Origin of the sequence: Blastococcus sp. URHD0036, from assembly GCF_000701365.1 — a bacterium.
Lineage (GTDB): Bacteria > Actinomycetota > Actinomycetes > Mycobacteriales > Geodermatophilaceae > Trujillonella.
The window spans coordinates 190,060-213,831 of record NZ_JNIK01000004.1; the positions used below are offsets into that span (position 1 = coordinate 190,060).

Sequence of the window (23,772 nt, forward strand, 5' to 3'; positions counted from 1 at the left end):
GGGTCTCGACCAGCACGCGGACGCGCGGCGGCGTGGCTACGTACGTCCGGACGATGCAGCAGACCCCCCTGTGGACCGAGTGGGGGATCCGGCACGTCACGACGCATCGCAACGGTTCGGTGCTGACCCGGGTGACGACCTTTCTGATCGGAGCAGCAGCGTTCCTGCGCGAACTGCTGGTCCGCCGGCCGGCCGTGGTCCACCTGCACACGGCCTCGTACGGCAGTTTCGTCCGCAAGTCGCTGCTCGCGTGGGCGTCCCGCGGCCTGCGCGTGCCCGTCGTCCTCCACATCCACGGTGGTGCCTTCCGGGAGTTCTACCGGTCGGTGCCGAGGCTCCTGCAGCGTTACGTCCGGGCGACGCTGCAGATGGCCGACGCCGTCGTCGCCCTCGGAGAGACGTGGCAGCGCGTGCTCCACGAGATCGCCCCGGAAGCCCGGATCGCCGTGGTGCCCAACGCGGTGCGGCCCGGCGTGCCGGTGGAGCAACCGGGCCAGGGGGAGACGGTCCACGTGCTGTTCCTGGGCGACGTCCACGAAGCCAAGGGCGCCTTCCTCCTCCTGGACGCCTGGGGCAGGCTGGGCGAGGAGGGACGACGACCGCCGGCCGATCTCGTGCTGGCCGGCAGCGGAGCGGTCGAGGAGGCCCGGGCGAGTGTGACGGCCCTCGGCCTCGACGACGAGGTCCGGGTGACCGGCTGGGTGCCGCCGGGAGACGTCGAGTCCCTGCTGCGGCTGTCCCACGTGCTGGTGCTGCCCTCGTTCCTCGAGGGGCAGCCGATGGCGTTGCTCGAGGCGATGGCCCACGGGCTGTGCGTCGTCGCCAGCGACGTGGGGGGCATCCCGGACCTCATCGACGACGAGTGCGGTGTGCTGGTCCCGGCGCGCGACCGGGACGCGCTCACGGCCGCGCTGCAGACCGTCCTCGTGGACGCCCGGCTGCGGTCCCGGCTGGGCGGGCGCGCCCTGGTCCGGGTGCGCGAGCGGTTCGACGTGGACGTGGTGTGGCGCGAGATCGACGCCCTCTACGACGAGATCACCGCATGACGTCGCCCCGGCGGCTCCGGGTCGCCTTCGTCGTCCCCGACCTGGGTCTCGGCGGGGCGGAACGGCACGTGACGACGCTGACGGGCCGGCTCGACCGCCGGCGGTTCGAGCCATCGGTCATCTGCCTCGGACGCGAGGGGGAGCTGTTCCCCACGCTGGCGGACGACGGGGTGCCGGCCGTCGCCCTGCACCGGACCAAGCGGCAGGCCCTGCGGTGCCTGGTCGACCTGGTACGCGAGTTGAGGAGGACCGCGCCGGACGTGGTGGTGCTCCGCGGGTACAGCGCGGAGCTGCTCGGCCGGGCGGCCGCCGTCCTCGCGCGCGTTCCGCGCACGGTCGTGTGGATCCACAACTGCGGCGACATCGAGCGTCGCGGCGCGGTGCGGCGGGTGACGGACGCCGTCCTCGGCCCGGTCACCGACGCGTACTTCGGGGTCGCGCACGGGCAGGTCCCCTATCTGGTGGACGAGCTGCGCGTGCCACGCCGGAAGGTGCGTGTCATCCAGAACGGGGTGGACCCCTCGCTGTTCGACGGCCGGAGGAACGCGGCGGTCAGGACGGCCCTGGGGCTGCGTGAGGACGACCTCGTGGTCGGCATCGTGGCCGCGCTGCGACCGGAGAAGGACCACGAGACGTTCCTCCGGGCGGCTGCGCTGGTGGCTGCCGAGGATCCGAGGGCCCGGTTCCTGATCGTCGGCGACGGTGCCCGACGGGCCTCGCTCCAGGAGCTGGCCGCCCGGCTGGACCTCGCCGGACGGGTGGTCTTCGCCGGTGCCCGGAGCGACGTCTCCGCCGTGCTGTCGGCGATCGACGTGTTCGTGCTCAGCTCCCGCACGATCGAGTGCTTCCCGATGGCGCTGCTCGAGGCGATGGCCTCGTCGCGACCCGCGGTGTGCACCGCCGTGGGAGGTGTTCCCGAGATGCTGGACGACGGGGTCACCGGCTACCTGGTGCCTCCCCGGGATCCCGGGGCCCTGGCGGAACGGCTGCTCGTGCTGCTGCGGGACGACGGGGCCCGCCGCGACTTCGGGAGGGCTGCCCGGACCCGCGTGGAGCGGGAGTTCACCCTCCAGCGCAGCGTCGAGGAAGCGCAGCGGCGACTCCTCGAGGTCGCACGACGCCCGCGAGGAGGCGACGTGGCGCGCCGGCCGCTCCGTCTGGCCTTCGTGCTGGACGAGACGGCGGTCGGCGGCGTGGAGAAGCTGATGCTCGACGTCTTCCGGTCCTTCGACCCGGCCGTCGTGGAGCCGGTGCTCATCTGCCTCCGGACGCCGGGGCCGCTCGCCGACGCCTACCGGGGGGCGGGGTTCCCGGTCGAGGTGATGGGCCGCACCGGGAGGTTCGACCCGCGGACCCTGCCCCGGCTGGCCGCGACCCTGCGCCGACGCGACGTGGACGCGGTGCTCGTTCCGCATCACCACCGCGCGGCACTGGCCCTCGGCCGGCTGGCAGCCCGGGTGGCCCGCGTGCCGGTGACCCTGGTGGCCGCCCACGACATGGACCTCACCAGCGTCGGTGGGCAGGTCCTGCCCCGGTGGGCCGTCAACACACTGGGGGAGACCGACGCCCTGGTCCTCCTGGCCCCCAGCCAGGGGGAGTACCTGCGCCGGGAGGAAGGGGTCGGCCGCCGTCCCTGGAGCCGGACGCGGGAGGTCGTGATCCCGAACGGCGTCCGGGTGGGACCGCTGCCGGACGAGGCGGCGCGGCGCGAGGCGAGGGCCCGCCTCGGCCTCCCCGCCGACGCCTTCGTGGCCGGGATCGTCGCCCGGTTGAGCGCTCAGAAGGCCCACCACGTGCTCTTCGAGGCCTTCGCGATCCTCCGCCGGTCACATCCGCTCGCGCAGCTGGTCGTGGTCGGCGGCGGCCCCCGCGACCGGGAGCTCCGGGCGCTGGCGACGGACCTCGGGCTCGGGGACGCCGTGCACTTCACGGGCGTCCTGAGCGATGTCGCCGCGGTGCTGCCCGCCCTCGACGTCTCCTGCCTGTCCTCGGTCCACGAGGGCGTTCCGATGGCGGTCATCGAGTCCATGGCATCCGGGATCCCGGTGGTGGCGACCGACTGCGGGGCGATGCGTGACCTGATCGTGGACGGGGCGCAGGGGTTCCTGGTGTCGGTCGGGGACGCTGCGGCGCTGGCCGATCGGCTGCGCCGCCTGGCCGGGGATCAGGACCTGCGGAGGCGGATGGGAGCGGCCGGCCGCAGACACGTGGTGGAGCACCACCGGATCGAGCACACGGCACGCGGCTACGAGGAGTTGCTGATGGACCTGGTGGATTCCCGATGAGCCGGCACGTCCTGATCCTGGTGGAGAACCTGCCCGTTCCGTTCGACCGCCGGGTCTGGCAGGAGAGCCGCGCCCTGGTGGAGGCCGGCTACGAGGTCACCGTCATCTGCCCGAAGGGGACCGACGCGCAGGAGAGCGAGGTGACCCTCGAGGGCGTCCACGTCCTCCGGTATCCGCTGCGTCCCGCCCAGGGCGGTCCGCTCGGCTTCCTGCGCGAGTACGGCGCGGCGATGTTCCACACGGCCAGGCTCGCGCTGCGCGTCGCCCGGACACGCCGGGTCGACGTCGTGCATGCGTGCAACCCGCCCGATCTGCTCTTCCTGGTCGCGCTGCTCCTGCGTCCCACGGGCACCCGGTTCGTCTTCGACCACCACGACCTGGTCCCGGAGCTGTTCCTCTCCCGATTCGCCGGAGGCGGCCGCGCGCTCTACTGGGTGACGCGGGCGCTGGAGTGGCTCACGTTCCGGTGTGCCGACGGCGTGATCTCGACGAACGAGAGCTACCGGGCGGTGGCCACCGGCCGAGGGGGCGTGGACCCGGGCCGGGTGGTGGTGGTCCGCAGCGGACCGGACCTGTCCCGGTTCGTCCAGCGGCCGCCGGATCCCGACCTCCGTCGGGGGAAGCGGTACCTCGCGGCCTATCTCGGTGTCATGGGCCCGCAGGACGGCGTGGACTACGCGCTCCGCGCCCTGCACGTGCTGAGGAACGACCTGGGGCGCGAGGACCTGCACTGCATCTTCATGGGTTCCGGCGACGTCTACGAGCAGATGGTCGAGCTGAGCCTGGAGCTCGGGCTCGAGAACGTCGTCGAGTTCACGGGTCGGGTCCCCGACGAGTTCGTCCAACGCTGCCTGTCGACCGCCGACGTGTGCCTCTCACCGGACCCGAAGAACCCGCTCAACGACGTCTCGACCATGAACAAGGTGCTGGAGTACATGGCGATGGGCCGGCCCGTCGTGTCCTTCGACCTGGCGGAGGCGCGGGTGTCGGCCGGGGACGCGGCCGTGTACGCGCCCGCGAACGACGTGCGCGCGTTCGCGGTGGAGATCGACGGGCTCCTGTGCGACGAGCAGCAGCGGCGGGCCATGAGCCTGCAGGGACGGCAGCGCATCGAGTCCGAGCTGTCCTGGGACCGGTCCCGCGAGGTACTGGTGGACTTCTACGGTCGGTTGACCGGTTCCGCCGGCTGAGGGGCGGCCCGGTCCGGCTCCCGGGTCCTGGCGGCGCCTGCCTTGCGCGCGACGGCTCGTACGACCTCGGCGGCGAGTGCGGTGAGGTCGGTGAAGGTGGTCCGGGCGAGGACGCGGAGTGCCAGGGCGTACACCGCCAGGAAGACGACGACGTCCAGCGCCATGGTCGCCAGTCCCGAGGTCCCGCGACTCTCGGACTGCAGCCACACGAGTTCGAGGGTGGCGACCACGGCGTAGCCGAGCAGCGCGCTCAGCACCGCCGGTGCCGTGGCGCTGAGGGTCTGGCGCCGGGAGACCCCCACGACGGGAGCGGCGGTCCAGGCCACGACCACACCGAGGATCAGCGCGGTCAGCGAGATCGAGAGACCCACCCCGACCAGCCCCAGCGGGCCGATGAGGACGAGTAGCAGGACCACGCTCAGGGTCGTCTCCGTGACCGTGAACCTGTTGAGCAGCCGGGTACGTCCGGCGCCCTTGATGGCCTCCTCGCCGACCGTCATCATCGACTTGCCCAGTCCGAGCCCCGCCATGGCGACGAGGACCTCGCCGGTGCCGCGCCACTCCTCCCCGAGGACGAGGACCACGAGCGGCACCCCGATCGCGATGATGATCGCCGCCATCCCCGCGGCGGCGGCCACCGAGAGCCGGAGAGCCTGCAGATATCCGGCCTGGAATCTGCCGCGATCGCGGGAGAGCCGGGAGAACGCGGGGAACAGGGAGTTCGACCCCGCCTCGACGAGTGCCATGACGGGGATGCGGGCGATCCGCTCGCCGTATCGCAGTAGTCCCAGCTCCCCGGCGCCCAGAACTCTCCCGGTGACCACCGCCTGGACCACCTTCTGCCCCCGATCGGCGAGCATCCCGAGGACGAGGGGAAAGCCGTATCCCGCGAGTTGCCGCCACGTCCGGTACGACGGACGGGTCCTCCCGGGACGCCAACGGCAGATCCACCAGAGGGTGAGCACCCACACGAGCGAGGAGGCGTAGCTCCCCAGGACCATGCTCCAGACGCCGAGGCCCAGAGCGGCGGCCGTGACGGCGACGACGGCGAAGGTCGCCGACGCGGCGGGGCCCACGATCAAGCGCCGTTGCACGCTGAACTCCCGCTGCAGCAGCGCCTCCGGGACGTTGGTCAGCGCGAAGAGGAGGAGGCCTCCGGACATGGCGGCGGCCACGAGCCCCGCAGTGCGGCTCTCGAAGACGTGCCCGATCACGGGGGCCGCCATCAGGGCGAGCAGTGCCATCAGGGCACCCGTCCCGAGGGTCACCCAGAACACCGTCGCGGCCGCCTCGTCGAGGTCGGCGTCGGGGTCCCGGTGGACCAGACCCGAACGGAGTCCGCCTTCGACGAAGTTGCCGACGAACGTGGTCAGGACGCTGCCCGCCACGAACAGGCCGACCTCCGTCGGCGTCAGCAACCGCGCCAGGGCGACGGTCTGCCCGAGGCTGATCAGCTCACCGACGACGAGTGCCACCGCTGACGCACCGGCGACCTTGCCGATGCGGGAGCGGAGCGAGCCGCCCTCGGGCGCGGCCGGGGGACGCGCGACCTCGTGCTCGGTGATGACCCCGCTGCCGGCCTCCTCGACCGGGCGGCGTCCCGATGTGGGCGGTGACGAGTCAGACAAGGTCGCAGACCCGCTGGAAGGTCGTCCGGCTGCGTGCGATCTGCTCGGCCGCGCCGGCCAGCAGAGCCGGCCTCGCCTGCGGGGCCTGCGCCCATGCCGAGCCGATCGCGGTGGAGAGCCGCTCGGTGAGGTCGTCGCCGTCGATCCGGACGAGATGCAGGCCGGTCCCGAACATGTCCGCCAGGCCGAGGAACTTGTCGTCGTAGTACACCGACGAGGTGAGGGCGACCACGGAGATCCCCTGGGACAGCGCGAAGACGGCGGCGTGGTAGGCGCCGGTGACCATGACGCGGCAGCGGCCCACCTGCGCGGCGACCTCCTGGGGGCGGGCGAAGCGATGCGGGGGGCGGCTCCCCCGCTCGAGGCCCTCGACCAGTGGCAGGGTCGACCGGCGGTCCTCGGAGCGGATCTCACTGATGATGACGGGCACCACCTGGGTGGCCAACTCCCGGACGGCGGTCCGCAGGGCGCGGCCGACCGACCTCCTGGCGGCGTCGCTGACTGGCGAGTATCCCGCGATGCGCAGGCAGATCCCCAGCCCCTGACCGAGTTCGCGCGGGCGCTGCGAGTACGCCAGTTCGATCGCATCGTCGCCCGTGACGACGACGCGGCACGACGGGACACCGGCCCGATCGAGCAGCGCCGGCCCCCGCCTCCCCTCACGCAGCGCGATCACGTCGACGGACGGCAGCACCTCTGCCGCTCGGGACACCAGCCAGGGCTCCTCGATCGGACCCAGGCCCTGCCCCAGCATGGCGGTGGGGACCCCGTGTCGGCGGGCGTACTCGAGGAGGCTGAGGACGCGGGCCGACTGACGCGGGTCCGCATCAGCGAGATATCCGCCGCCGAGAGCGACGACGAGGGACGACGCCGCGGCAGCCGCCCGCGTGTTCGGCGGCAGATCCCGGGAGGGGGCCGTCGGCGGTGCCTCCTCCGGACCCAGGCCGTGGCCCCGGTCGTGTCGCCGCCGCCGCAGCGCACGCACCAGTTGGTCCGCCGTCGCGCGTGCCTGACCGGCCGTCCGCCGTAGCCACCCCGCTGCTTCGACGCGACCGATGGCGTAGGGACCCACGGCACGCGGGCCCAGCGCCCCGGCGAGACGGGCCAGCGGGCCGGCCGAACGCCAGGCGGAACGCGCCCATGGCTCGATCGGATCGACCCCAGGGAAGTAGGCGCGCAGCAGCGCGGGGGTCTCGGTGAGCACGCCGATGCGGCCTCGGGGCCACCTGGCCCGTAGCCGCCGGATGGTCACCTCGAGCATCGCAAGGTCCCCCATGTTCTGGAGCCAGTACTCGCTGCTGTCGATGAGGATCCGAGGCGCGTCGTCGGGCGGCGGCTCCTGGGCGGTAGCGCTGATCGGCGCGGACACTCCCCGTGGCTCAGTCATGGGGCGCTCGCACCGCTGCCTTCAGCTTTCCGCTCGAGTCGCGGGGGACGGCGTCCATGATCTGGAAGGTGACGGTCTGGCCGGGGCCGAAGTAGGTGTCGACGTTCTTGCGGGCCTGTCGCTGCACCGCGGAGAGGTCGGTGCTGTCCGTGGGGCACAGGCGGAACTCGAAGTGGCCGGGGGCGAGTTGGGCGACCTGGACCTCGCGCAGGCCGGTCAAGTTCTTGATCACCGTGTGCGGCAAGGGGAGTGGTCGTCCGTCGGCGGAGGTGAAGGTGTCCTCGACCCGGCCGTCGATCCGGCCCAGCAGCGGGAACGCCCGCCCGCAGGGGCAGGGGCCGGCGGGGGCGGGCCCGACCTCGTCCCCGGTGCGGTAGCGGAACAGCGGGAAGCCCCAGTTGTGCAGCGGGGTCCCGACGATCTCCCAGGAGTCGGTCCGGCCGGGCACCGGGAGCAGTTCGGTGATGCCGTAGTCGGGGAACTGGTGGTAGCCGCCGGCTTCGCAGTTGCCGGCCATCGCGACCCGCTCGGTCTGCCCGTAGTGGTCCACGACGGGGCCGACGTAGACCTGCTGCATCAACGCGCGCTGCTCGGCGGTGATCACCTCGGAGGAGGTGATCACCGCGGTGACCGGCAGCCGCTGCCCGGCGTCCTCCAGCAGGCAGCCCAGCGCGGTGATGCTGGAGGGCCAGCCCTCGATCACCTGTGGATCGAACGCCCGGATCTCCTCCAGCAGGCGGGGCAGCCGGTCCGGGTCGAGGCGATAGCTGGAGATGGTCAACTGACGGGCCCCCGGCACCTGACGCGTCAGCACTCCGGTGCCGTGCGGATCCGGGTCATGGCTCCGCAGCACCAAGCTGCGCGGCCGGTGCGGTATCCCGAACCATGCCCACTGGCGCTGCAGTGTGGCGAGCTCGTAGGCCGACGAGCCTGCGGTTCGGTGGACGGTGACCACCTGGCCGGAGGTGCCGCTGGAGTGCGCTGTCCACATCGCCTTGCTCGGGTAGACCCGGAACCGGTCGGGACGGCGCGCCAGGTCGTGGCGTTCCAGCAGGGGCAGCCGGGGCAGGTCGGCGAGCGTCCGGATCGACCTCGGGTCCACCCGCGACGCTGCGAACCACTCCCGGTAGAACGGCGATCGGGACGCGGCCAGCCGCACCATGGCCCGCAGCCGACGTTCCTGGTAGCCGACGATCTCCTCCGGCGACGCCCGCTCCATCCGCCGCAGGGTCCAGCGCATCCCGCCCCTCAACGGGAACGCGTGCCGCAGACGGTGCTGCAGGCTCGCATGCCTCCCGGGCGGCGCCACCGGCGAAGTGTGCCACGAACGACACCGGATCCAGGACGGTGTGACCGCCCGTGCGGAGTCGACAGGTGTCAGCGGCGGCGGGCCTCGATGGCGAGGTCGCGACCCATGAGCATCCGCTCGAGCACTGCTCGCCACGGGCGCTCGAGTCCGGCTCGCTTGCAGCCACCTCTGATGATCCGGCCGTTGAGCACGCGGAGGATCCCCCGGTCTCCTGCAGGTTGCAGCGACCTGACGCGCAGGTCCGAGAAGCCACTGGCAGCCAGCATGCTGCGCAGGTCCCCCAGCCGTGGCCAGTTGCGGAGCATCCCCTCACTCGTCGGCTTCAGCTGACTCCATCGACGCCACACGAAGCCGTTCTGGCTCATCAGCAGGAACACGCCGCCGGGGCGCAGCAGTTCCGCGACGCGGCGGATGTAACCGGCCTGGTCGGCGACGTGGGCGATCACCTCGGAGCTGATCACCAGGTCGAACGGCCCGACGAGCGGCGCGTTCGCGACGTCACCCGCGACGAAGCGGACGCGGGGGAACTCCTGCTTGGCGTGCTCCACCGCTGCCGGGGCGAGATCGATCCCCGTGACCTCACCGAGGTCGGTGAGCGACGCGCCCAGCCATCCCGTCCCGCATCCGAAGTCGAGGATGCGGAGGGGCCGGTCCTCGTCCATCGACGCGGTCAGGCGATCCGCAGCCCGGCGCACCCAGCGCAGCTGTCGCAGTTGGAGCGGGCTCCGGTCGGAGAAGGCGTGATGGGCGAGGTTCCACTCACCCCAGAAGCGGACCTGCGTCTCCAGAGAGGGACCAGTCCGCTCCGCGGGCGCGTCGACCATCGCCGCACCGTAGGGGGAGCCCGTACCGGTGTCCATGACCTCGTGTCTGCGGCGCTCGCACGATCGGGCTCGGCCTCGTCGACGGCGGTGCGTGGTTGGCTGCCACGGATTCGGGCCGGGGCGGGCCGGGCCGACAGTGATCAGCCGGTGCCGGTGCCGCAGTCGCCGTCGCCGTCGTGCGCGCGGACCGTGGAACAGGGGGGTCTGATGGCGGTGCGGTCGAGGCCACGCGTGGAGCGTCTCCGGTGGTACCTCCACCGCCTGCGCTCCATGAGCCCGCGAGAGGTGTGCTGGCGGAGTGCCGGCGTCGTCGAGCGGCACATTCCTCGGCACTCCCTCGAGGCGGCTCCGGTGTCCCGACTCCTCGTCCCCCCGATCGACTGGGAGCGTGCCCTGACCGATTTCCGGGGAGGTGTCGACCGGCCGGTGCTCCTCGACCGTTCCCGCGCCCGGGAGATCGCCGACCGCTGTCCGGAGCAGGTGGCGGCCCTGATCCAGGCGGCGGAGCGGATCTGCTCCGGCGTCGTCTCCTATTTCGGCTATCCCGACGCCGAGCTCGGCTCCCCGATCGACTGGAACCACGATCCCCTCCGTGACGTCGGGTGGCCCCTGGTCGAGGCCGCCCGGATCGACCACCGCAGGGCTGCGGCGGACCCGAAGTGGATCTGGGAGCTGAACCGGCTGCAGCACCTTCCGCTGCTCGCCGAGGCGTGGCTGTTCACCGGGGACGACCGGTACGCCGAGACGGCGCTCGCGCACCTGGACTCGTGGCTCGACCAGAACCCCGTGGATCGTGGCATTGCCTGGCGCGGCGCTTTCGAGGCCGGGATCCGGGCCATCTCGGTGGCCGTCGCCCTCCAGGGGCTGCGGGACCACGAGGGGCTCACCCCGGCCCGCTTCGAGCGTGTCGTCCGGATGCTCGTGGCGAGCGCCGAGCGCTGCTGGTGGCATCGCTCCCGCTTCAGCTCGGCCAACAACCACCTCGTCGGCGAGCTCGCCGGTCTCGCCACGGTCGCCATGCTGTTCCCGGAACTCGCGCCGGCCTCCCGTTGGGAGCGGCAGGCGATCAGCGGGCTGGTGGCGGAGGCGTCCCGACAGATCTTCCCCGACGGGAGCGGGGCCGAGCAGGCCGTGGGCTACCAGGTCTTCACCGCAGACCTGCTACTGCTCGTGTCAGGGCTCCTCGCGTCACGGGGGGAGGACCCGCCGGCCGCTCTGCTCGCCGCGGTCGACCGCAGCGCCGAGTACCTCACGGCGGTGGTCGGTGATGCCGACCCGGCTCCGCGATACGGGGACGACGACGAGGGATTCGCCCTGCGGCTGGGCCCCGAGCCGCGACCGACGGTCCGCGACCATCTCGGCGTGGTCGCGGCCCTGACCGGCAACCCGCGCGCGCGCCGGGCGGGCACCGACACCCTGACGGCCCGTTGGGTCGGCACCATCGCGAGCGGGTCGATGCGGGGCGCGCCCGCACCTGCCGTGTCCGGGGAGAGCAGCTTCGTCGCCCCGCACGGCGGGCTGGTCGTCCTGCGATCCGCCGGCCGCCGGATCACGGTGGACGTCGCTCCACTCGGCTATCTGGCGATCGCCGCCCACGGGCACGCCGACGCCCTGTCGGTCACTCTGAGCCTGGACGGCAGGGAGGTCATCGGGCATCCCGGTGCGGCCAGCTACTACGGGCACCCGGAATGGCGCGCGGTCCACCGCAGCACTCGGGCGCACCCGACGGTGACGGTGGACGGGGTGAGTCAGTCCGTGTCCGGCGGCCCCTTCCTGTGGACCCGGCACGCACGGGTCCGCATCCGGTCCGTCGACCTCGAGCGGGGGGTCGTCGACGCGGAGCACGACGGATACCGGCGGCTGAGCGCACCCGTAACGCACCGCCGGTGGCTGATCGCGCCGCCGGGCGATCCAGCGATCCTCGTCGTCGACCAGATCAGCGGTGCCGGCGGCCACGAGATCCGCACCGCGTGGCCTGTGCACCCCGAGTTCGACGTGGCGGCGACGCCGGAGGGGCACCTGGTCACGAGGGATGGCGCCCGCGTGCTACAGATCCTCACGGCCGCAGCCGGCGGCCTGGACCTCGAGCAGGTCAAGGGGGACGAGGCGAGCCACCTCGGGTGGTGGTCGGACCGGCTCGAGAGCCGCGTGCCGGCCTGGGTGGTCGGGGGGACCACCTCCGGATCGACCCCACTGGTGATGGCCACCGTGTTCGGTCCACCGGTCGGCGAGGTCGGCGCCGTCACCGACCTCGACGTCGTTCAGGGGGGAGACCTCATCACCGTCGCCTGGCGCGTCGGGGGGCGTCCCCGGGAGCGCGTGATCGATCGGGCGGTCCCGGTGGCTCCCGGCCGCCGTCCGTGGCTGCGGCGCGGAACCGGGGCGTGGTGACTCGCCTGCGGTCCCTGACGGCCGCCGCCGGCGTCCGGATCTCCGGGAGAAGGCGCCGATCGGGGCAGGCGCTGCGAATCAGCGGCGCAGGCAGGTACCTGGACACGCCCTGGCCCGCGGCCACGGCGAGGGCATCGGCGGACGGGCCGCCGTTCGTGTCGTCGGTCGATTCCGGCGGTCGGTTCTTCCGCGACCAGTACGGCGCGCCGATCCGGCTTCGCGGCGACTCGCCGTGGTCGATGATGACGAAGCTCTCCCCCGACCAGGCCGAGCTCTGGTTCACCACCCGCGAGCAGCAGGGGGTCAACGCGGCGATCGTCTCGCTCCTCGGCTGCCTCGGGAACGGCGGTCCGAGAGAGGACGGTCGCACCTATGACGGGCTGGCCCCCTTCGTCGGCGGCGACGTGCTGCGCTGGAACGAGCCCTACTGGCGACGGGTGACGTCCTACGTCCGGATGGCTGCGGACCACGGGATCACCGTGCTCCTCTACCCCGTGGACGGCTGGACGATCGGCCGCTCGTTCGTGCCGCGGTCCATCGACCAGTGTCGCCAGTACGGCCGGCGGGTCGCCGAACGGTTCGCGGACCTGCCGAACGTCATGTGGATGACCGGCGGGGACTACGTCCCGGCCACCGACGAGCCCGGCCGCGGCAGCGACGTCGACCGGTGCTGGGACGCGATGATGCGCGGGGTGCGAGAGACCGGCGACGGCCGCCCCTTCTCGATCCAGCTCGCCGCCGACAAGTCGGTCTCCAGCGACAACCCCTTCTGGAGCCGACGGGTCGACTGGAACTTCGTCTACACGTACTTCCCCACCTATACCGCCGTGCTCGACGCCTACGGCCGCACTCCACGGAGGCCGGCGGTGATGGGCGAGGCGAACTACGAAGGCGAGAACAACCAGCCCGAGTCCCAGCCCACCACGGACGAGACGCTGCGCCGCCAGGTGATGTGGAGCCTGACCTGCGTAGCCGCCGGCGAGTTCATGGGCAGCGACGACTGGGAGTTCCACCCGGGGTGGGAGTCTCGGCTCTCGACCCGCGCCGTCACCCAGGTGGCGCGCCTGCGCGAGCTGTTCGAGAGCCTGCGGTGGTGGGAACTCGTGCCCGACACCGCCGGCGAGTTCGTCACGGCCGGCCGGGGGGACCCGCTGACGACCGACACCCCGATGGACGTGCTCGACGACGACCACGTGACGGTGGCGCGGACGCCCGACGGAAGCCAGGCCGTCGTCTATGTGCCCACCGCGAGGACCATCGCCGTGGACACCGGGGTCCTGCTCCCCGATGTCCGGGCCGTGTGGGTGGACCCGACGTCGGGTGTGCAGACGCCCGCCCCGATGTCAGCCACCGTGACCACCCCCGGCCCCAACGACGCCGGCGACGGGGACTGGATCCTGCTGCTGAGCGGGTGAGGGCCGACCAGGCGGGCGGTCGGCGAACCGTTCGGCAGCCGGCCCGGCAGCGCCGCCCCCGCGGTGCTCAGGCGGTCGCGCCGCCCGGTGCGGGAGTGCCGCCTTCCAGCACGACGACGTCGAAGCCGCCGTGGGTGAAGGTGCGCGTCTGCTCCAGGCCCAAGCGGTCCGCGAAGGCATCGGAGAAGCGGGGATCGACGTAGATGACCCAGATGTGGCGGGGGTTGCGGTCGATCGACTCACGGATGCGCTCGACGACCAGCTCCAGCACGTCGCGCTCGAAGGGGTTGTAGAAGTAGAAGACGTTCTCGTCGTCCGCGAGTTGGTACGCCGTCGCATCCGCGCAGACGGGCTGGATCCGTGCGGCGACTGGCTGGGCGAGGCGCTTGATGTTCGCCAGCGCGATGCGGTGCAGTTCCGGCGCGTACTCGATGCCGACGATCCGCTTGAACCGGAACTCCGTCGCCAGCATCAGGAGCTTGCCCTTGCCGGAGCCGTAGTCGACGAAGACGCTGTCTGCCGGGAAGTCCAGCGAACGGAGCACCGCGCGGAAGGGCCGCCCCCGCGTCGGGATGTACGCGTGCGCCGACGCCTTGTGGGGGCTGTCGACCTCGATCTCGTCCTGCTGCAGGCGGCTCATGGTGTCGGTGCCATGGCGCCGGTCGAACCACCAGTCGCCCAGGATGTTGGTGGTGCTCTGCAGCGAGCGACGCATCCCGCGGCGCTGCAGGCTGTCGAGACTCCGCGTGAGGGGATTCATAGTCTCGGCAGTTTGGGATCGGGAACGGCGGACTGTCCAGGGCCGCCGGCGTCACCGAGGGGCGCGTCCCGCCGGAACCGCTACCCCGGGCTCGCCGCCGTGACCTAATCTGCGCCGTCGACCATGCAGTCGAAGGAGGTTCTGCGGTGACCACCTGGACCAAGGACCCGCGCTCGTGGCCTCCTGCGGAAGAGCGCCCCCGACAGCACTGGCTGATCGAGCAACGGCTTCGGGAGGAGCTGCTGGCCACCGCTCCGATGCAGCGGGAACGCGCCACCAGGGAGCTCTACAACACCCTCTTCGACACGGTGCCGTGGCACGACGCGAACGTCGCGGACCCCGTCGCGGCCGAGGCCTACGAGGAGTACTGGTTCCGCCTGTACGGCCCCCTCACCCGCCCCGCCGACGTGCTGCTCGACATCGGTTGCGGACGTGGCAGCCTGGTCCGTCGATTCGCCGGTGCCGTCACCGAGGCCATCGGCCTGGATGCCTCGGACTCGATGGTGGCGATCGCCCGGGAGGCCGAGTCGCCGTCGAACGCCCGCTTCGTCGTCGGCAACCTGCTGACGCCGCCGTTGCCGGCGCGGTCCGTGGACTTCGTGGTCAGCCGCCAGCTGATGGAGCACCTGCACCCGGACGACGTACCGGGGCACCTGCGCGCCGTCCACGAGATCCTGCGGCCGGGGGGCCGGTTCCTGATCGAGACGCCGAGCCGCATCACCGGCCCGTGGGACATCTCGCGGGGGTTCACCGAGACGGCGTCCGGTTTCCACCTGCGGGAGTACACCAACGCCGAGATGGGCGAGATGCTGCGAGCAGCGGGCTTCCGCCGTGTGCGTGGCCCGGCGGTCCCGGCGCGCGTTCTCGCCCGGCTGGGACCACGGGCCCGGCGACTGACCTACGTCCCGGTCCGGGTCAAGGGTGCACTGGAGGCTGTGCTGCGCGCGGCACCCTCTACGGCGCGGGCAGCGCTGGCCGGTCCGCTGCTGGTTCGCGACGTCACGCTGGTGGCCGAACGTCGCTGACCTCGAGGGGTCTCGGTCATCGTCGTCCCCCGCGCCGACGTTGCCGCCGTCCGGACGTCGTCATGTCCTGACCACAGGGAGTAATCGTCCACGGAGCGGAAGTGCTTGATCCGTAACGCTGCCAGTGCATCCAGTCCCGACGCGCCGCCCCGGTACTAGCCGGCGACAACAGAGAGTTAGACCGGGGGTTGTCGCCCTAACCTGCGCAGATGCCAGCGGCAGCAGTCTCCTCAGCAGCGGGAGCCGAGATGGTGTCGAGCCAGGTCTTGCCCCGGATCAGCGTCTTCGGACTCGGGTACGTCGGGTCCATCTCGGCCGCGTGCTTCGCCTCCCGCGGCCACGGTGTCATCGGCGTCGACGTCGACCCGAACAAGCTCGACCTGCTCCGGCGAGGTATGGCCCCCGTCATCGAAGAGGGGCTGGGCGCGTTGGTCCAGGACGCGGTGGAGTCCGGTCGCCTCTCCGTCACGGATGACGCCGCCGGCGCGGTACGGGGTAGCGACATCTCCCTGGTCTGCGTAGCCACGCCGTCGCTCCACGGTGGGGGCCTCTCGACCGCCTACCTCGAAGCCGTGACGTCCCAGATCGGGGCCGCCCTGGCCGGCAAGGCCGGCTGGCACACCGTCGTCTACCGCAGCACGATGCTCCCTGGCACATGTGAGTCGGTGCTGATCCCGCTCCTCGAGCAGCTCTCCGGCAAGCACGCTGGCGTCGACTTCGGAGTGTGCGTCAACCCGGAGTTCCTGCGGGAGGGCACGGGTGTCCGGGACTTCTTCACACCGCCCAAGACCGTCGTGGGCTACACCGAGGAGCGGTCTGCCCGACTGGTCGCGGACCTGTACACAGGGCTCCCGGGCCCCTGCATCCGCGTCCCGCTGGGCGTGGCCGAGATGGCGAAGTACGTGGACAACTGTTTCCACGCCCTCAAGGTCGACTTCGCCAACGAGATCGGGGCCATCTGCGCCGCCGTGGGCTTGGACTCACATGCCGTGATGGACGTCTTTCTCTCCGACAGCAAGCTCAACCTGAGTGCCGCCTACCTGCGGCCCGGATTCGCATTCGGTGGGTCGTGCCTGCCCAAGGACGTCCGTGCCCTGACCCACACCGCCCGCCAGCACGACGTCGAGGTGCCGGTGCTCGCGCACATCCTGGCGTCGAACGAGGCGCATCTGCACCGGGCGCTCGACACCGTCCTCGCGCTCGGCAAACGCAAGGTCGGGATGTTCGGACTCTCCTTCAAGGCCGGGACCGACGACCTGCGCGAGAGCCCGATGGTGGAGCTGGCGGAGAGGCTGATCGGCAAGGGATGCGAAGTCATGATCCATGACGAGAACGTCTCGCTCTCCCAGCTCACCGGCTCGAACAGGGCGCACATGGACCAACGACTGCCGCATCTGGCCGAACTGCTCGCCGAGGACAGGGACGCCGTCGCCCGCCACGGTGAGGTGCTCATCGTGGCCGCGAAGGACGAGGCCACCCTCACCGCCATCGAGCGCGCTCCCGCCGGAACGGTGGTGTTCGACCTGGTCCACGTGCCCCGGCTGCGCGAGGCGCGGGCGGGGAGTACGTATCTGGGGCTGAGCTGGTAGATGGCGGCCCCGATCGAACCTCACCCGAGGCTCAGCTTCCTCACGTCCGCCTACCGGACCGAGGCGTACCTACCGGGGACCATCGCGTCGGTCCTGCGGCAGACGAATCCGGACTGGGAACTCATCGTCGTCGACAACGGGCTCTCGGACTCGATCGCGTCGATCGTCCGCTCCTTCGCCGCCGACCCGCGGGTGCGGCTGGTGCGGCAGGAGAACCGTGGATACGAGGGTGGAGTGATGGCTGCGGCCGCCAGGGCCCGAGGCGTCTACTTCAGTGTCCTCGACAGCGACGACGAGGTCCTGCCCGAGTTCACCGCCACGATGCTCCGCTACCTCGATGCGCACCCCTGGGTGGACGCAGTCGGATGCGATGCACACATGGTGCTCGACGGAGACGAGCGGCCCTCGCTCCGGAGCTACTTCCAGTCGATCGGTTGCCGTCCTCCGCCCGAGGGCGGGGATGTCCTGACCGTCGAGGAGGTCCTCAGCGGGCGGGTGCCCTACTACACGGGCGCCGTCCGGGCGGAGGCATGGCGGGCGGTCGGCGGCTACGAGCCCGAGGGTGAGTGCGACGTGCTGCAGTGGCTGCGACTCGCCAGCCGCTTCGAGGTGCGTCTGCTGCCCGACAGGTTGGCCCGGTACCGGGTGCGGGACGATTCCGCGTCGCGCAGCCCGGACCGCATCGAGGCCTTCGAGAGTTCGCTCATCGGCACGTTCGCGAGTTTTGCGGAGGAATCCGGCGAGCCTGCCCACCGCGCCATCGCCCAGGCACCGGCGCGTCGAGTGCGCTACGCCCAGGCGCTGCGCCGTGCCCGATGGGCGTTCGTCGAGGGCGACATCTCCGCGGCCCGCCGGCACGCGCGTGAAGCCCGGAAACAGCGGGCCACTCTGCGCGCGGGCGTGATCGTGCTCTTCCTCCAGCTGTCCCCGGGGTTGCTCACCCGGTTGTACCCGCTCAAACAGCAGGTGGCGCACCGAGGACGCCGCGCCCGTCAGCGCATCCTCGGCTGGGGATCACCCCTGTGGTCGCCCGTCGGCGCCAGCTCGGGCCCAGATGCGGTCGAGCTCGGTTCCCAGCTGAGAGAGGGGGGGCGCCGTGGCGTCCGACCGTGACATGGCACTGACGGGGAGGGGCCAGGGGATGGCGAGACGAGGGTCGTCATGAGCGATGGTGAGGTCCTCGTGGGCGTCGTGCCGCCGGTCGATCCGGTAGGCGGTGTCCGCCGTCTCGGTGAGCGCCTGGAAGCCGTGGGCGCAGCCGGCCGGGATGTAGACGGAGTTCTGCCTGTCCCCGTCGAGGACGACCGACAGCCACTCGAGGTGGGTGGGCGAGCCGGGGCGGAGGTCGACCACGACGTCGAACACCCGTCCCGAGGAGCAGCGCACGAGTTTGCTCTCGCCCTCACCCACCCGGATGTGAAGCCCCCGGATCACCCCGAGCCGGGATCGGGACATGCTGTCCTGGAGGAAGCTGCCGGGGTCGATCCCCGCCTCGCGCGCGACGTCCGCATCGAAGGTCCTGCTGAAGAACCCGCGGTCGTCGACGTGCGGCGTCGGGGTGAACTCCAGGACGCCGGCGATGCTGGTGGGACTCCAGCGCATGATGCCTCCTCCCGGACGGGTGCACACGTGCCCCGCAGCCAAGCGCGTCACGCCGCCGTCTGCAACGCCCGGCCGCACCCACCACGGCCGGCCCGGCGCCCCTCCACCTCGACTGTGAGGCCACGACCATGACTGCACCCACGTGCCGACTCTGCGGCGCCGATCTGGCCGACACCTTCGTCGACCTGGGCATGTCACCGCCCTGCGAGAGCTACGTGGCCGCGGACCAGCTCGACCGCGGGGAGGTCTTCTACCCGCTGCACGTGCGGATCTGCGGCCAGTGCCTGCTGGTCCAGCTCCCGGCCTACATCGCCGCGGAGGACATCTTCAGCGACTACGCCTACTTCTCCTCCTACAGCGACTCGTGGGTCGCCCATGCCAAGGCCTTCGTGGAGGACGCGGCCGACCGCCTGTCCCTGGGCGAGGACTCCTTCGTCGTGGAGGTCGCGAGCAACGACGGCTACCTCCTCCAGCACGTCGCTCAGCGGGGGATCCGCGCGCTGGGGATCGAGCCGGCGGCCAACGTGGCCGAGGCGGCGGTCGAGAAGGGAGTCCCGACGGAGGTCCTCTTCCTCGGCGAGGGGACGGGGGCCGACGTCGCGGGTCGGCACGGGGCGGCCGACCTCGTCGTCGCGAACAACGTGTTCGCCCACGTGCCCGACATCGTCGACTTCGCCAAGGGCCTGCGCCGGCTGGTGGCTGACGACGGCACGGTGACGATCGAGATCCCCCATCTCATGCGGCTCATCGAGGGCAGCGAGTACGACACGATCTACCACGAGCACTACTCCTACCTCTCCCTGCTGACGACGCAGCGGGTGCTCGCCGAGGCGGGCCTGGCCGTGGTGGACGTCGAGGAGCTGCCGACGCACGGCGGTTCCCTGCGCACCTGGTCGATGCCGGTCGAGAGTGCGCGGCCCCCGAGCGACGCGGTCGCCGCCGTGCTCGCCGCCGAGGAGGCCGCCGGCCTGCACTCGCTGGAGGGGCACGCAGGCTTCGCCGAGGCCGTCGCCCGTGTGCGCAACGACCTGGTGGAGTTCCTCGTCGAGCGCTCCCGCCGGGGCGAGACGGTGGTGGCCTACGGCGCGCCGGGTAAGGGGAACACGCTGCTCAACCACTGCGGCATCCGTGGTGACCTCGTCTCCTTCGCGGTCGACCGCAACCCGTTCAAGCAAGGCAAGTTCCTGCCGGGCACGCACATCCCGATCCGCGCGCCGGAGGCGCTGGCGGAGGCGCGGCCCGACTACGTCCTGATCATGCCCTGGAACCTCCGGGACGAGATCGCCGACCAACTGCACGTCGTCCGGGACTGGGGCGGGAAGCTCGTCGTGGCGCTGCCCCGCCTCGAGATCCTCTGAATCGAGCGAGGAGACAGCCATGAAGGTCGTCATCTTCTGCGGTGGGCTCGGCATGCGGATCCGGACCGGGCCAGAGTCCCTGCCCAAGCCGATGATGCCCATCGGCAGCCGGCCGGTCCTGTGGCACGTGATGCGGTACTACGCGCACTTCGGCCACACCGAGTTCATCCTCTGCCTGGGCTACGGGGCGCACGCGGTCAAGGACTACTTCCTGGACTACCGCGAGACCAGCTCGAACGACTTCGTGCTGACCAAGGGCGGCAGGCACGTGGAGATGCTCGCCACCGACATCAGCGAGTGGACCATCACGTTCATCGACACGGGGGTCTCCACGGCGATCGGCGAGCGGCTGCGCCGGGTGCGGCCGTATCTCGAGGACGACGAGATGTTCCTGGCCAACTACGGCGACGTCCTCACTGATGTCCCCATGAACGACCTGATCGCCGAGTTCGAGTCCAAGGACGCCGTGGCCAACCTGCTCGCCGTCAGGCCGCAGGACTCGTTCCACGTCGTTCAGGTCGCCGGGGACGACCGGGTGACCGGGCTGGTCCCGGTCGCGGACATGTCGATGCGCATCAACGGCGGCTACTTCATCCTCCGGCAGGGCATCTTCGACTACCTGGAGGAGGGCGACGACCTGGTCATGGACGGGTTCGTCCGCGCCGCCGCGGACGGCAAGCTCTGCGCCACCTCCTACGACGGCTTCTGGGCGCCCATGGACACGCTGAAGGAGCGGACGGCCCTCGAGGAGCAGTACCGCAGAGGGGTCAGCCCGTGGGCAGTCTGGCGCGACGCACCGGTCGAACCGGGACGACCCATCATCCCGGTCGTCATGCCCGAGCCGACTGTCGGCGATGCCAAGTAGCCGCACCGGCGCCTGGGGCGCCCGATGATCGGCCTGGCCCCGCCGGGGGTCCCGCTGCACCTCCTCTGCGTCGGCGCCCATCCCGACGACATCGAGATCGGCTGCGGCGGGACGCTGCTCGGACTCGCCGGCCGGCCCGCGACGACCGTCACCGGTCTGGTCCTGACCGGCACCGTCGACCGGCGCAAGGAGGCGGAGGACGCGCTGCCGCAGTTCTTCCCCGGGGCCTCGGTCCGCGTGCTGGACCTCCCCGACGGGCGGCTGCCCGCCCACTGGGACGCCGTCAAGGACGCTCTGGAGGAGGCGGCCGACGAGTGGCGGCCGACCATCGTCATGGCCCCCCGGGCGGATGACGCGCACCAGGACCACCGGCTCCTGGGGGGCCTGGTCAGCACGGTGTGGCGGGACGCGCTGATCCTCCACTACGAGATCCCCAAGTGGGACGGAGACCTGCGCACCCCGAACGTCTACGTCCCGCTGACCGACGACGTCGCGCGGCGCAAGGTGGAGCTCCTCCACCGCTGCTTCCCCTCGCAGGTCCACCGCGACTGGTGGGACGACGAGCTGTTCACCGGGCTCCTGCGCATCCGGGGGGTGGAGAGCAGGACCCGTTACGCCGAGGGGTTCTCCTCCGCCAAGCTGGTCCTGGACCTCGAGACACGGAGCGGCGGATGACCTCCTCCTGGCAGGCCGACCGGACGTTCACCACGTCCATCGCCATGCAGGACCGGCTGCACGAGCTGGTGCCCGGCGGCGCCCACACGTACGCCCGCGGCTCGGACCAGTACCCCGAGGGCATGGCCCCGGTCGTCGCCCGCGGCGAGGGCGCGCACGTGCAGGACGTCGACGGCAACTGGTACGTCGAGTACGGCATGGGCCTCCGCTCCGTGACGCTCGGCCACGCCTACGCGCCCGTGGTCGAGGCCGTGACGGACGCCGCCCGCTCCGGGGTGAACTTCAGCCGGCCCTCCGTGTGGGAACTGCGGGCCGCCGAGGAGTTCCTCTCGCAGGTCTCCGGCGCGGACATGGTCAAGTTCGCCAAGAACGGCTCCGACGCCACGACCGCATCGGTGAAGCTCGCCCGCGCCGCCACGGGCCGGGACCTGGTGGCCGTCTGCCGGACGCACCCGTTCTTCTCCACCGACGACTGGTTCATCGGCACCACCGAGATGGACGCCGGGATCCCGGACTCCCAGCGGGCCCTCACGGTGGGCTTCGAGTACAACGACCTCGGCTCCCTCGAGAGGCTGCTGGCCGAGCACCCCGGCCGGATCGCCTGCGTGCTCCTGGAGGCCGCGACGGGGACGGCCGAGCCGGCCCCGGGCTTCCTCGAGGGCGTGCGGTCACTGGCCGACCGCGACGGGTTCGTCCTCGTGTTCGACGAGATCATCACCGGGATGCGCTGGTCGCGGCACGGCGCGCAGGGCCTGTACGGCGTCACCCCGGACCTCTCCACCTGGGGCAAGGCCCTCGGCAACGGCTTCGCCGTCTCGGCCCTCGCCGGCAAGCGGGAACTGATGGAGCTCGGCGGCCTGCGGACCGACTCTGCCCGCACCTTCCTCCTCTCCACGACGAACGGTCCGGAGGCCACCGGCCTCGCGGCCTACCTCGCCGTGGCGCAGGCCTACCGCGAGCGCGACGCCGTCGCGATCATGGAGGAGCGGGGGCGCAGGCTCGCCGACGGTGCGAACGCGGCGGCGGCCGCGCTGGGCATCGGCGACCACTTCGCCGTCATCGGGAGGCCGTCCTGCCAGGTCTTCGTGACCCGTGACCACCAGGGCCGCCCCTCGCAGGAGTTCCGGACGCTGTTCCTGCAGGAGATGCTGCAGCGGGGAGTCCTCGGGCAGTCGTTCGTCATCTCCGCGGCGCACACCGAGGACGACGTCGACCGGACCGTCGAGGCCGTCGGCGAGGCCCTGACGCTGTACGTGAAGGCCCTGCACGCAGGCTCGACCGCCGGCCTCCTGCGAGGCCGGCCGGTCGCCCCGGCGCTGCGGAAGTTCGCGGCGCCCCGCCGGATCCCGGATCCGGGCGGGGCGTGACCACCGTTGTCGACCGAGGAGTAGGTGCCCGATGCGTGTTCTGGTGGACGGCGACCGCGGCTACATCGGCGCGGTGCTCGTGCCCCTGCTGATCCAGGCGGGGCACGAGGTCGAGGGCCTGGACGCCGGCTGGTACGACGGCTGCGACTTCGGGGAGCAGCCGGGGGGCTACACCTCTCGAACCGGCGACATCCGCGACGTCGCCCCCGAGGACCTGGCCGGCTTCGACGCGGTGATCCACCTCGCGGCCATCTCCAACGACCCGGTGGGGCACCTCAACCCCGAGGCGACGTACTCGGTCAACGCCGAGGGGGCGGCCCACGTGGCTCGCGCGGCGAAGGCGGCAGGCGTCCCGCGGTTCCTGTTCTCCTCCTCGTGCTCCCTGTACGGGGCTGCCGGCGACTCCGCGGTGACAGAGGACAGCCCCTTCAACCCGGTGACGCCGTACGGGGAGAGCAAGGTCCGGGCGGAGCGCCACATCAGCCTGCTGGCGGACGAGACCTTCAGCCCGACCTACCTGCGGAACGCGACCGCCTACGGCTCCTCGCCGCGGCTCCGCGCCGACATCGTCGTCAACAACCTGACCGGCACCGCGTTCACCCGCGGAGAGGTGCGCCTGCAGAGCGACGGCAGCCCGTGGCGGCCGCTGGTACACGTGCAGGACATCTCCCGTGCGTTCCTGGCGGTGCTGGAGGCGCCGCGGGACGCGGTCCACGACCAGGCATTCAACGTCGGTCGCGACGAGGACGTCGTGCAGGTGTGCGACATCGCGAACTCCGTGGCCGAGGTCATGGGCGCCCCGGTGACGTTCGCCGAGGGGGCGAGCGCGGACAAGCGCGACTACCGGGTGGACTTCACGAAGATCAACGAGCAGCTGCCCGCGTTCCGCCCGGAGTGGATGGTCCTCGACGGCATCAAGGAGCTGGCGGTCGACATGGACCGCATCGGCCTCACGGCCGAGGACTTCGAGGGTGAGCGGTACGTGCGCCTGCACCGGGTGAACCGGCTCCGGGACGAGGGCCTGCTGGACGACGACCTGCGCTCGGGGTCGTGAGC

19 protein-coding genes are annotated in these 23,772 nt (G+C 71.7%); 13 read left to right on the forward strand and 6 right to left on the reverse strand.

From position 1 onward, the window contains the following. The first annotated feature begins 53 nt into the window (after positions 1–53). From N555_RS0104600 to N555_RS0104610, 3 genes are read left to right on the forward strand one after another with little or no spacing between them, the layout of a single operon-like run. A complete protein-coding gene (locus tag N555_RS0104600) occupies positions 54–1,046 on the forward strand; it encodes a glycosyltransferase family 4 protein (RefSeq protein ID WP_197028899.1) in 993 nt (330 codons plus the stop codon). Further along, positions 1,043–3,331 carry a glycosyltransferase gene (locus N555_RS0104605; protein WP_029430326.1) on the forward strand — a complete coding sequence of 763 codons (2,289 nt, stop codon included), beginning with the start codon at positions 1,043–1,045 and terminating at the stop codon, positions 3,329–3,331. Before N555_RS0104600 ends, N555_RS0104605 begins: the two co-directional genes overlap by 4 nt. Next, a complete protein-coding gene (locus N555_RS0104610) occupies positions 3,328–4,521 on the forward strand; it encodes a glycosyltransferase family 4 protein (protein WP_034508758.1) in 1,194 nt (397 codons plus the stop codon). The genes N555_RS0104605 and N555_RS0104610 overlap by 4 nt, the downstream gene beginning before the upstream one ends. Here the strand turns inward: N555_RS0104610 and N555_RS0104615 are convergent. From N555_RS0104615 to N555_RS26605, 4 genes are all read right to left on the reverse strand, one after another. After that, positions 4,491–6,149: an oligosaccharide flippase family protein gene (locus N555_RS0104615; RefSeq protein ID WP_051683740.1), complete on the reverse strand. Its 1,659-nt coding sequence runs from the start codon at positions 6,147–6,149 to the stop codon at positions 4,491–4,493. The two genes, N555_RS0104610 and N555_RS0104615, sit on opposite strands and share 31 nt — an antisense overlap. Further along, positions 6,142–7,536: a polysaccharide pyruvyl transferase family protein gene (locus N555_RS0104620; protein ID WP_081865985.1), complete on the reverse strand. Its 1,395-nt coding sequence runs from the start codon at positions 7,534–7,536 to the stop codon at positions 6,142–6,144. The genes N555_RS0104615 and N555_RS0104620 overlap by 8 nt, the downstream gene beginning before the upstream one ends. Next, complete coding sequence (locus N555_RS0104625) at positions 7,529–8,776, reverse strand: phenylacetate--CoA ligase family protein (protein ID WP_197028900.1); 1,248 nt, start codon at positions 8,774–8,776, stop codon at positions 7,529–7,531. The genes N555_RS0104620 and N555_RS0104625 overlap by 8 nt, the downstream gene beginning before the upstream one ends. A 137-nt stretch (positions 8,777–8,913) precedes the next feature. Then, positions 8,914–9,669 carry a class I SAM-dependent methyltransferase gene (locus N555_RS26605; RefSeq protein WP_197028901.1) on the reverse strand — a complete coding sequence of 252 codons (756 nt, stop codon included), beginning with the start codon at positions 9,667–9,669 and terminating at the stop codon, positions 8,914–8,916. Positions 9,670–10,020: 351 nt separating this feature from the next. On the opposite strand from N555_RS26605, the gene N555_RS0104635 reads away from it, so the two are divergent. Beyond that, positions 10,021–12,060, forward strand: a complete 2,040-nt coding sequence (locus N555_RS0104635; RefSeq protein WP_051683742.1) for a heparinase II/III family protein — start codon at positions 10,021–10,023, stop codon at positions 12,058–12,060. Between the two features lie 155 nt (positions 12,061–12,215). Next, entirely contained in the window at positions 12,216–13,475 is a 1,260-nt protein-coding gene (locus N555_RS0104640) for a glycoside hydrolase family 140 protein (protein WP_051683743.1), read from the forward strand. Between the two features lie 67 nt (positions 13,476–13,542). On the opposite strand, the gene N555_RS26610 is transcribed toward N555_RS0104640, so the two are convergent. Continuing rightward, the gene (locus tag N555_RS26610; RefSeq protein WP_051683744.1) at positions 13,543–14,190 is read right to left on the reverse strand and encodes an SAM-dependent methyltransferase; all 648 of its coding nucleotides are present in this window, start codon (positions 14,188–14,190) and stop codon (positions 13,543–13,545) included. 191 nt (positions 14,191–14,381) lie between these two features. On the opposite strand from N555_RS26610, the gene N555_RS26615 reads away from it, so the two are divergent. The 3 genes from N555_RS26615 to N555_RS0104660 all read left to right on the forward strand — a co-directional run bounded on the left by N555_RS26615 (position 14,382) and on the right by N555_RS0104660 (position 17,962). After that, positions 14,382–15,260, forward strand: a complete 879-nt coding sequence (locus tag N555_RS26615; protein WP_156036185.1) for a class I SAM-dependent methyltransferase — start codon at positions 14,382–14,384, stop codon at positions 15,258–15,260. Between the two features lie 209 nt (positions 15,261–15,469). Next, a complete protein-coding gene (locus N555_RS0104655) occupies positions 15,470–16,849 on the forward strand; it encodes a nucleotide sugar dehydrogenase (RefSeq protein WP_081865987.1) in 1,380 nt (459 codons plus the stop codon). After that, positions 16,850–17,962, forward strand: a complete 1,113-nt coding sequence (locus N555_RS0104660) for a glycosyltransferase family 2 protein (RefSeq protein ID WP_081865988.1) — start codon at positions 16,850–16,852, stop codon at positions 17,960–17,962. On the opposite strand, the gene N555_RS0104665 is transcribed toward N555_RS0104660, so the two are convergent. Next, on the reverse strand, positions 17,864–18,451 hold the full coding sequence (locus tag N555_RS0104665; protein WP_029430338.1) for a dTDP-4-dehydrorhamnose 3,5-epimerase family protein: 588 nt from the start codon (positions 18,449–18,451) through the stop codon (positions 17,864–17,866). The genes N555_RS0104660 and N555_RS0104665 overlap by 99 nt on opposite strands. A 128-nt stretch (positions 18,452–18,579) precedes the next feature. Here N555_RS0104665 and N555_RS0104670 point away from each other — a divergent pair, with 128 nt between their 5' ends. Genes N555_RS0104670 through N555_RS0104690 form a run of 5 tightly spaced genes read left to right on the forward strand, consistent with a single transcriptional unit; the run spans position 18,580 to position 23,770 of the window. Further along, a complete protein-coding gene (locus tag N555_RS0104670) occupies positions 18,580–19,809 on the forward strand; it encodes a class I SAM-dependent methyltransferase (protein ID WP_029430339.1) in 1,230 nt (409 codons plus the stop codon). A 19-nt stretch (positions 19,810–19,828) separates the two neighbouring features. After that, positions 19,829–20,674: a sugar phosphate nucleotidyltransferase gene (locus N555_RS0104675; RefSeq protein WP_051683746.1), complete on the forward strand. Its 846-nt coding sequence runs from the start codon at positions 19,829–19,831 to the stop codon at positions 20,672–20,674. Positions 20,675–20,698: 24 nt separating this feature from the next. Beyond that, entirely contained in the window at positions 20,699–21,349 is a 651-nt protein-coding gene (locus N555_RS0104680; RefSeq protein ID WP_029430341.1) for a PIG-L deacetylase family protein, read from the forward strand. After that, positions 21,346–22,716, forward strand: a complete 1,371-nt coding sequence (locus N555_RS0104685) for a glutamate-1-semialdehyde 2,1-aminomutase (RefSeq protein WP_029430342.1) — start codon at positions 21,346–21,348, stop codon at positions 22,714–22,716. Before N555_RS0104680 ends, N555_RS0104685 begins: the two co-directional genes overlap by 4 nt. Before the next feature lie 31 nt (positions 22,717–22,747). After that, entirely contained in the window at positions 22,748–23,770 is a 1,023-nt protein-coding gene (locus tag N555_RS0104690) for an NAD-dependent epimerase/dehydratase family protein (RefSeq protein WP_029430343.1), read from the forward strand. The last annotated feature ends 2 nt before the right edge of the window (positions 23,771–23,772 follow it).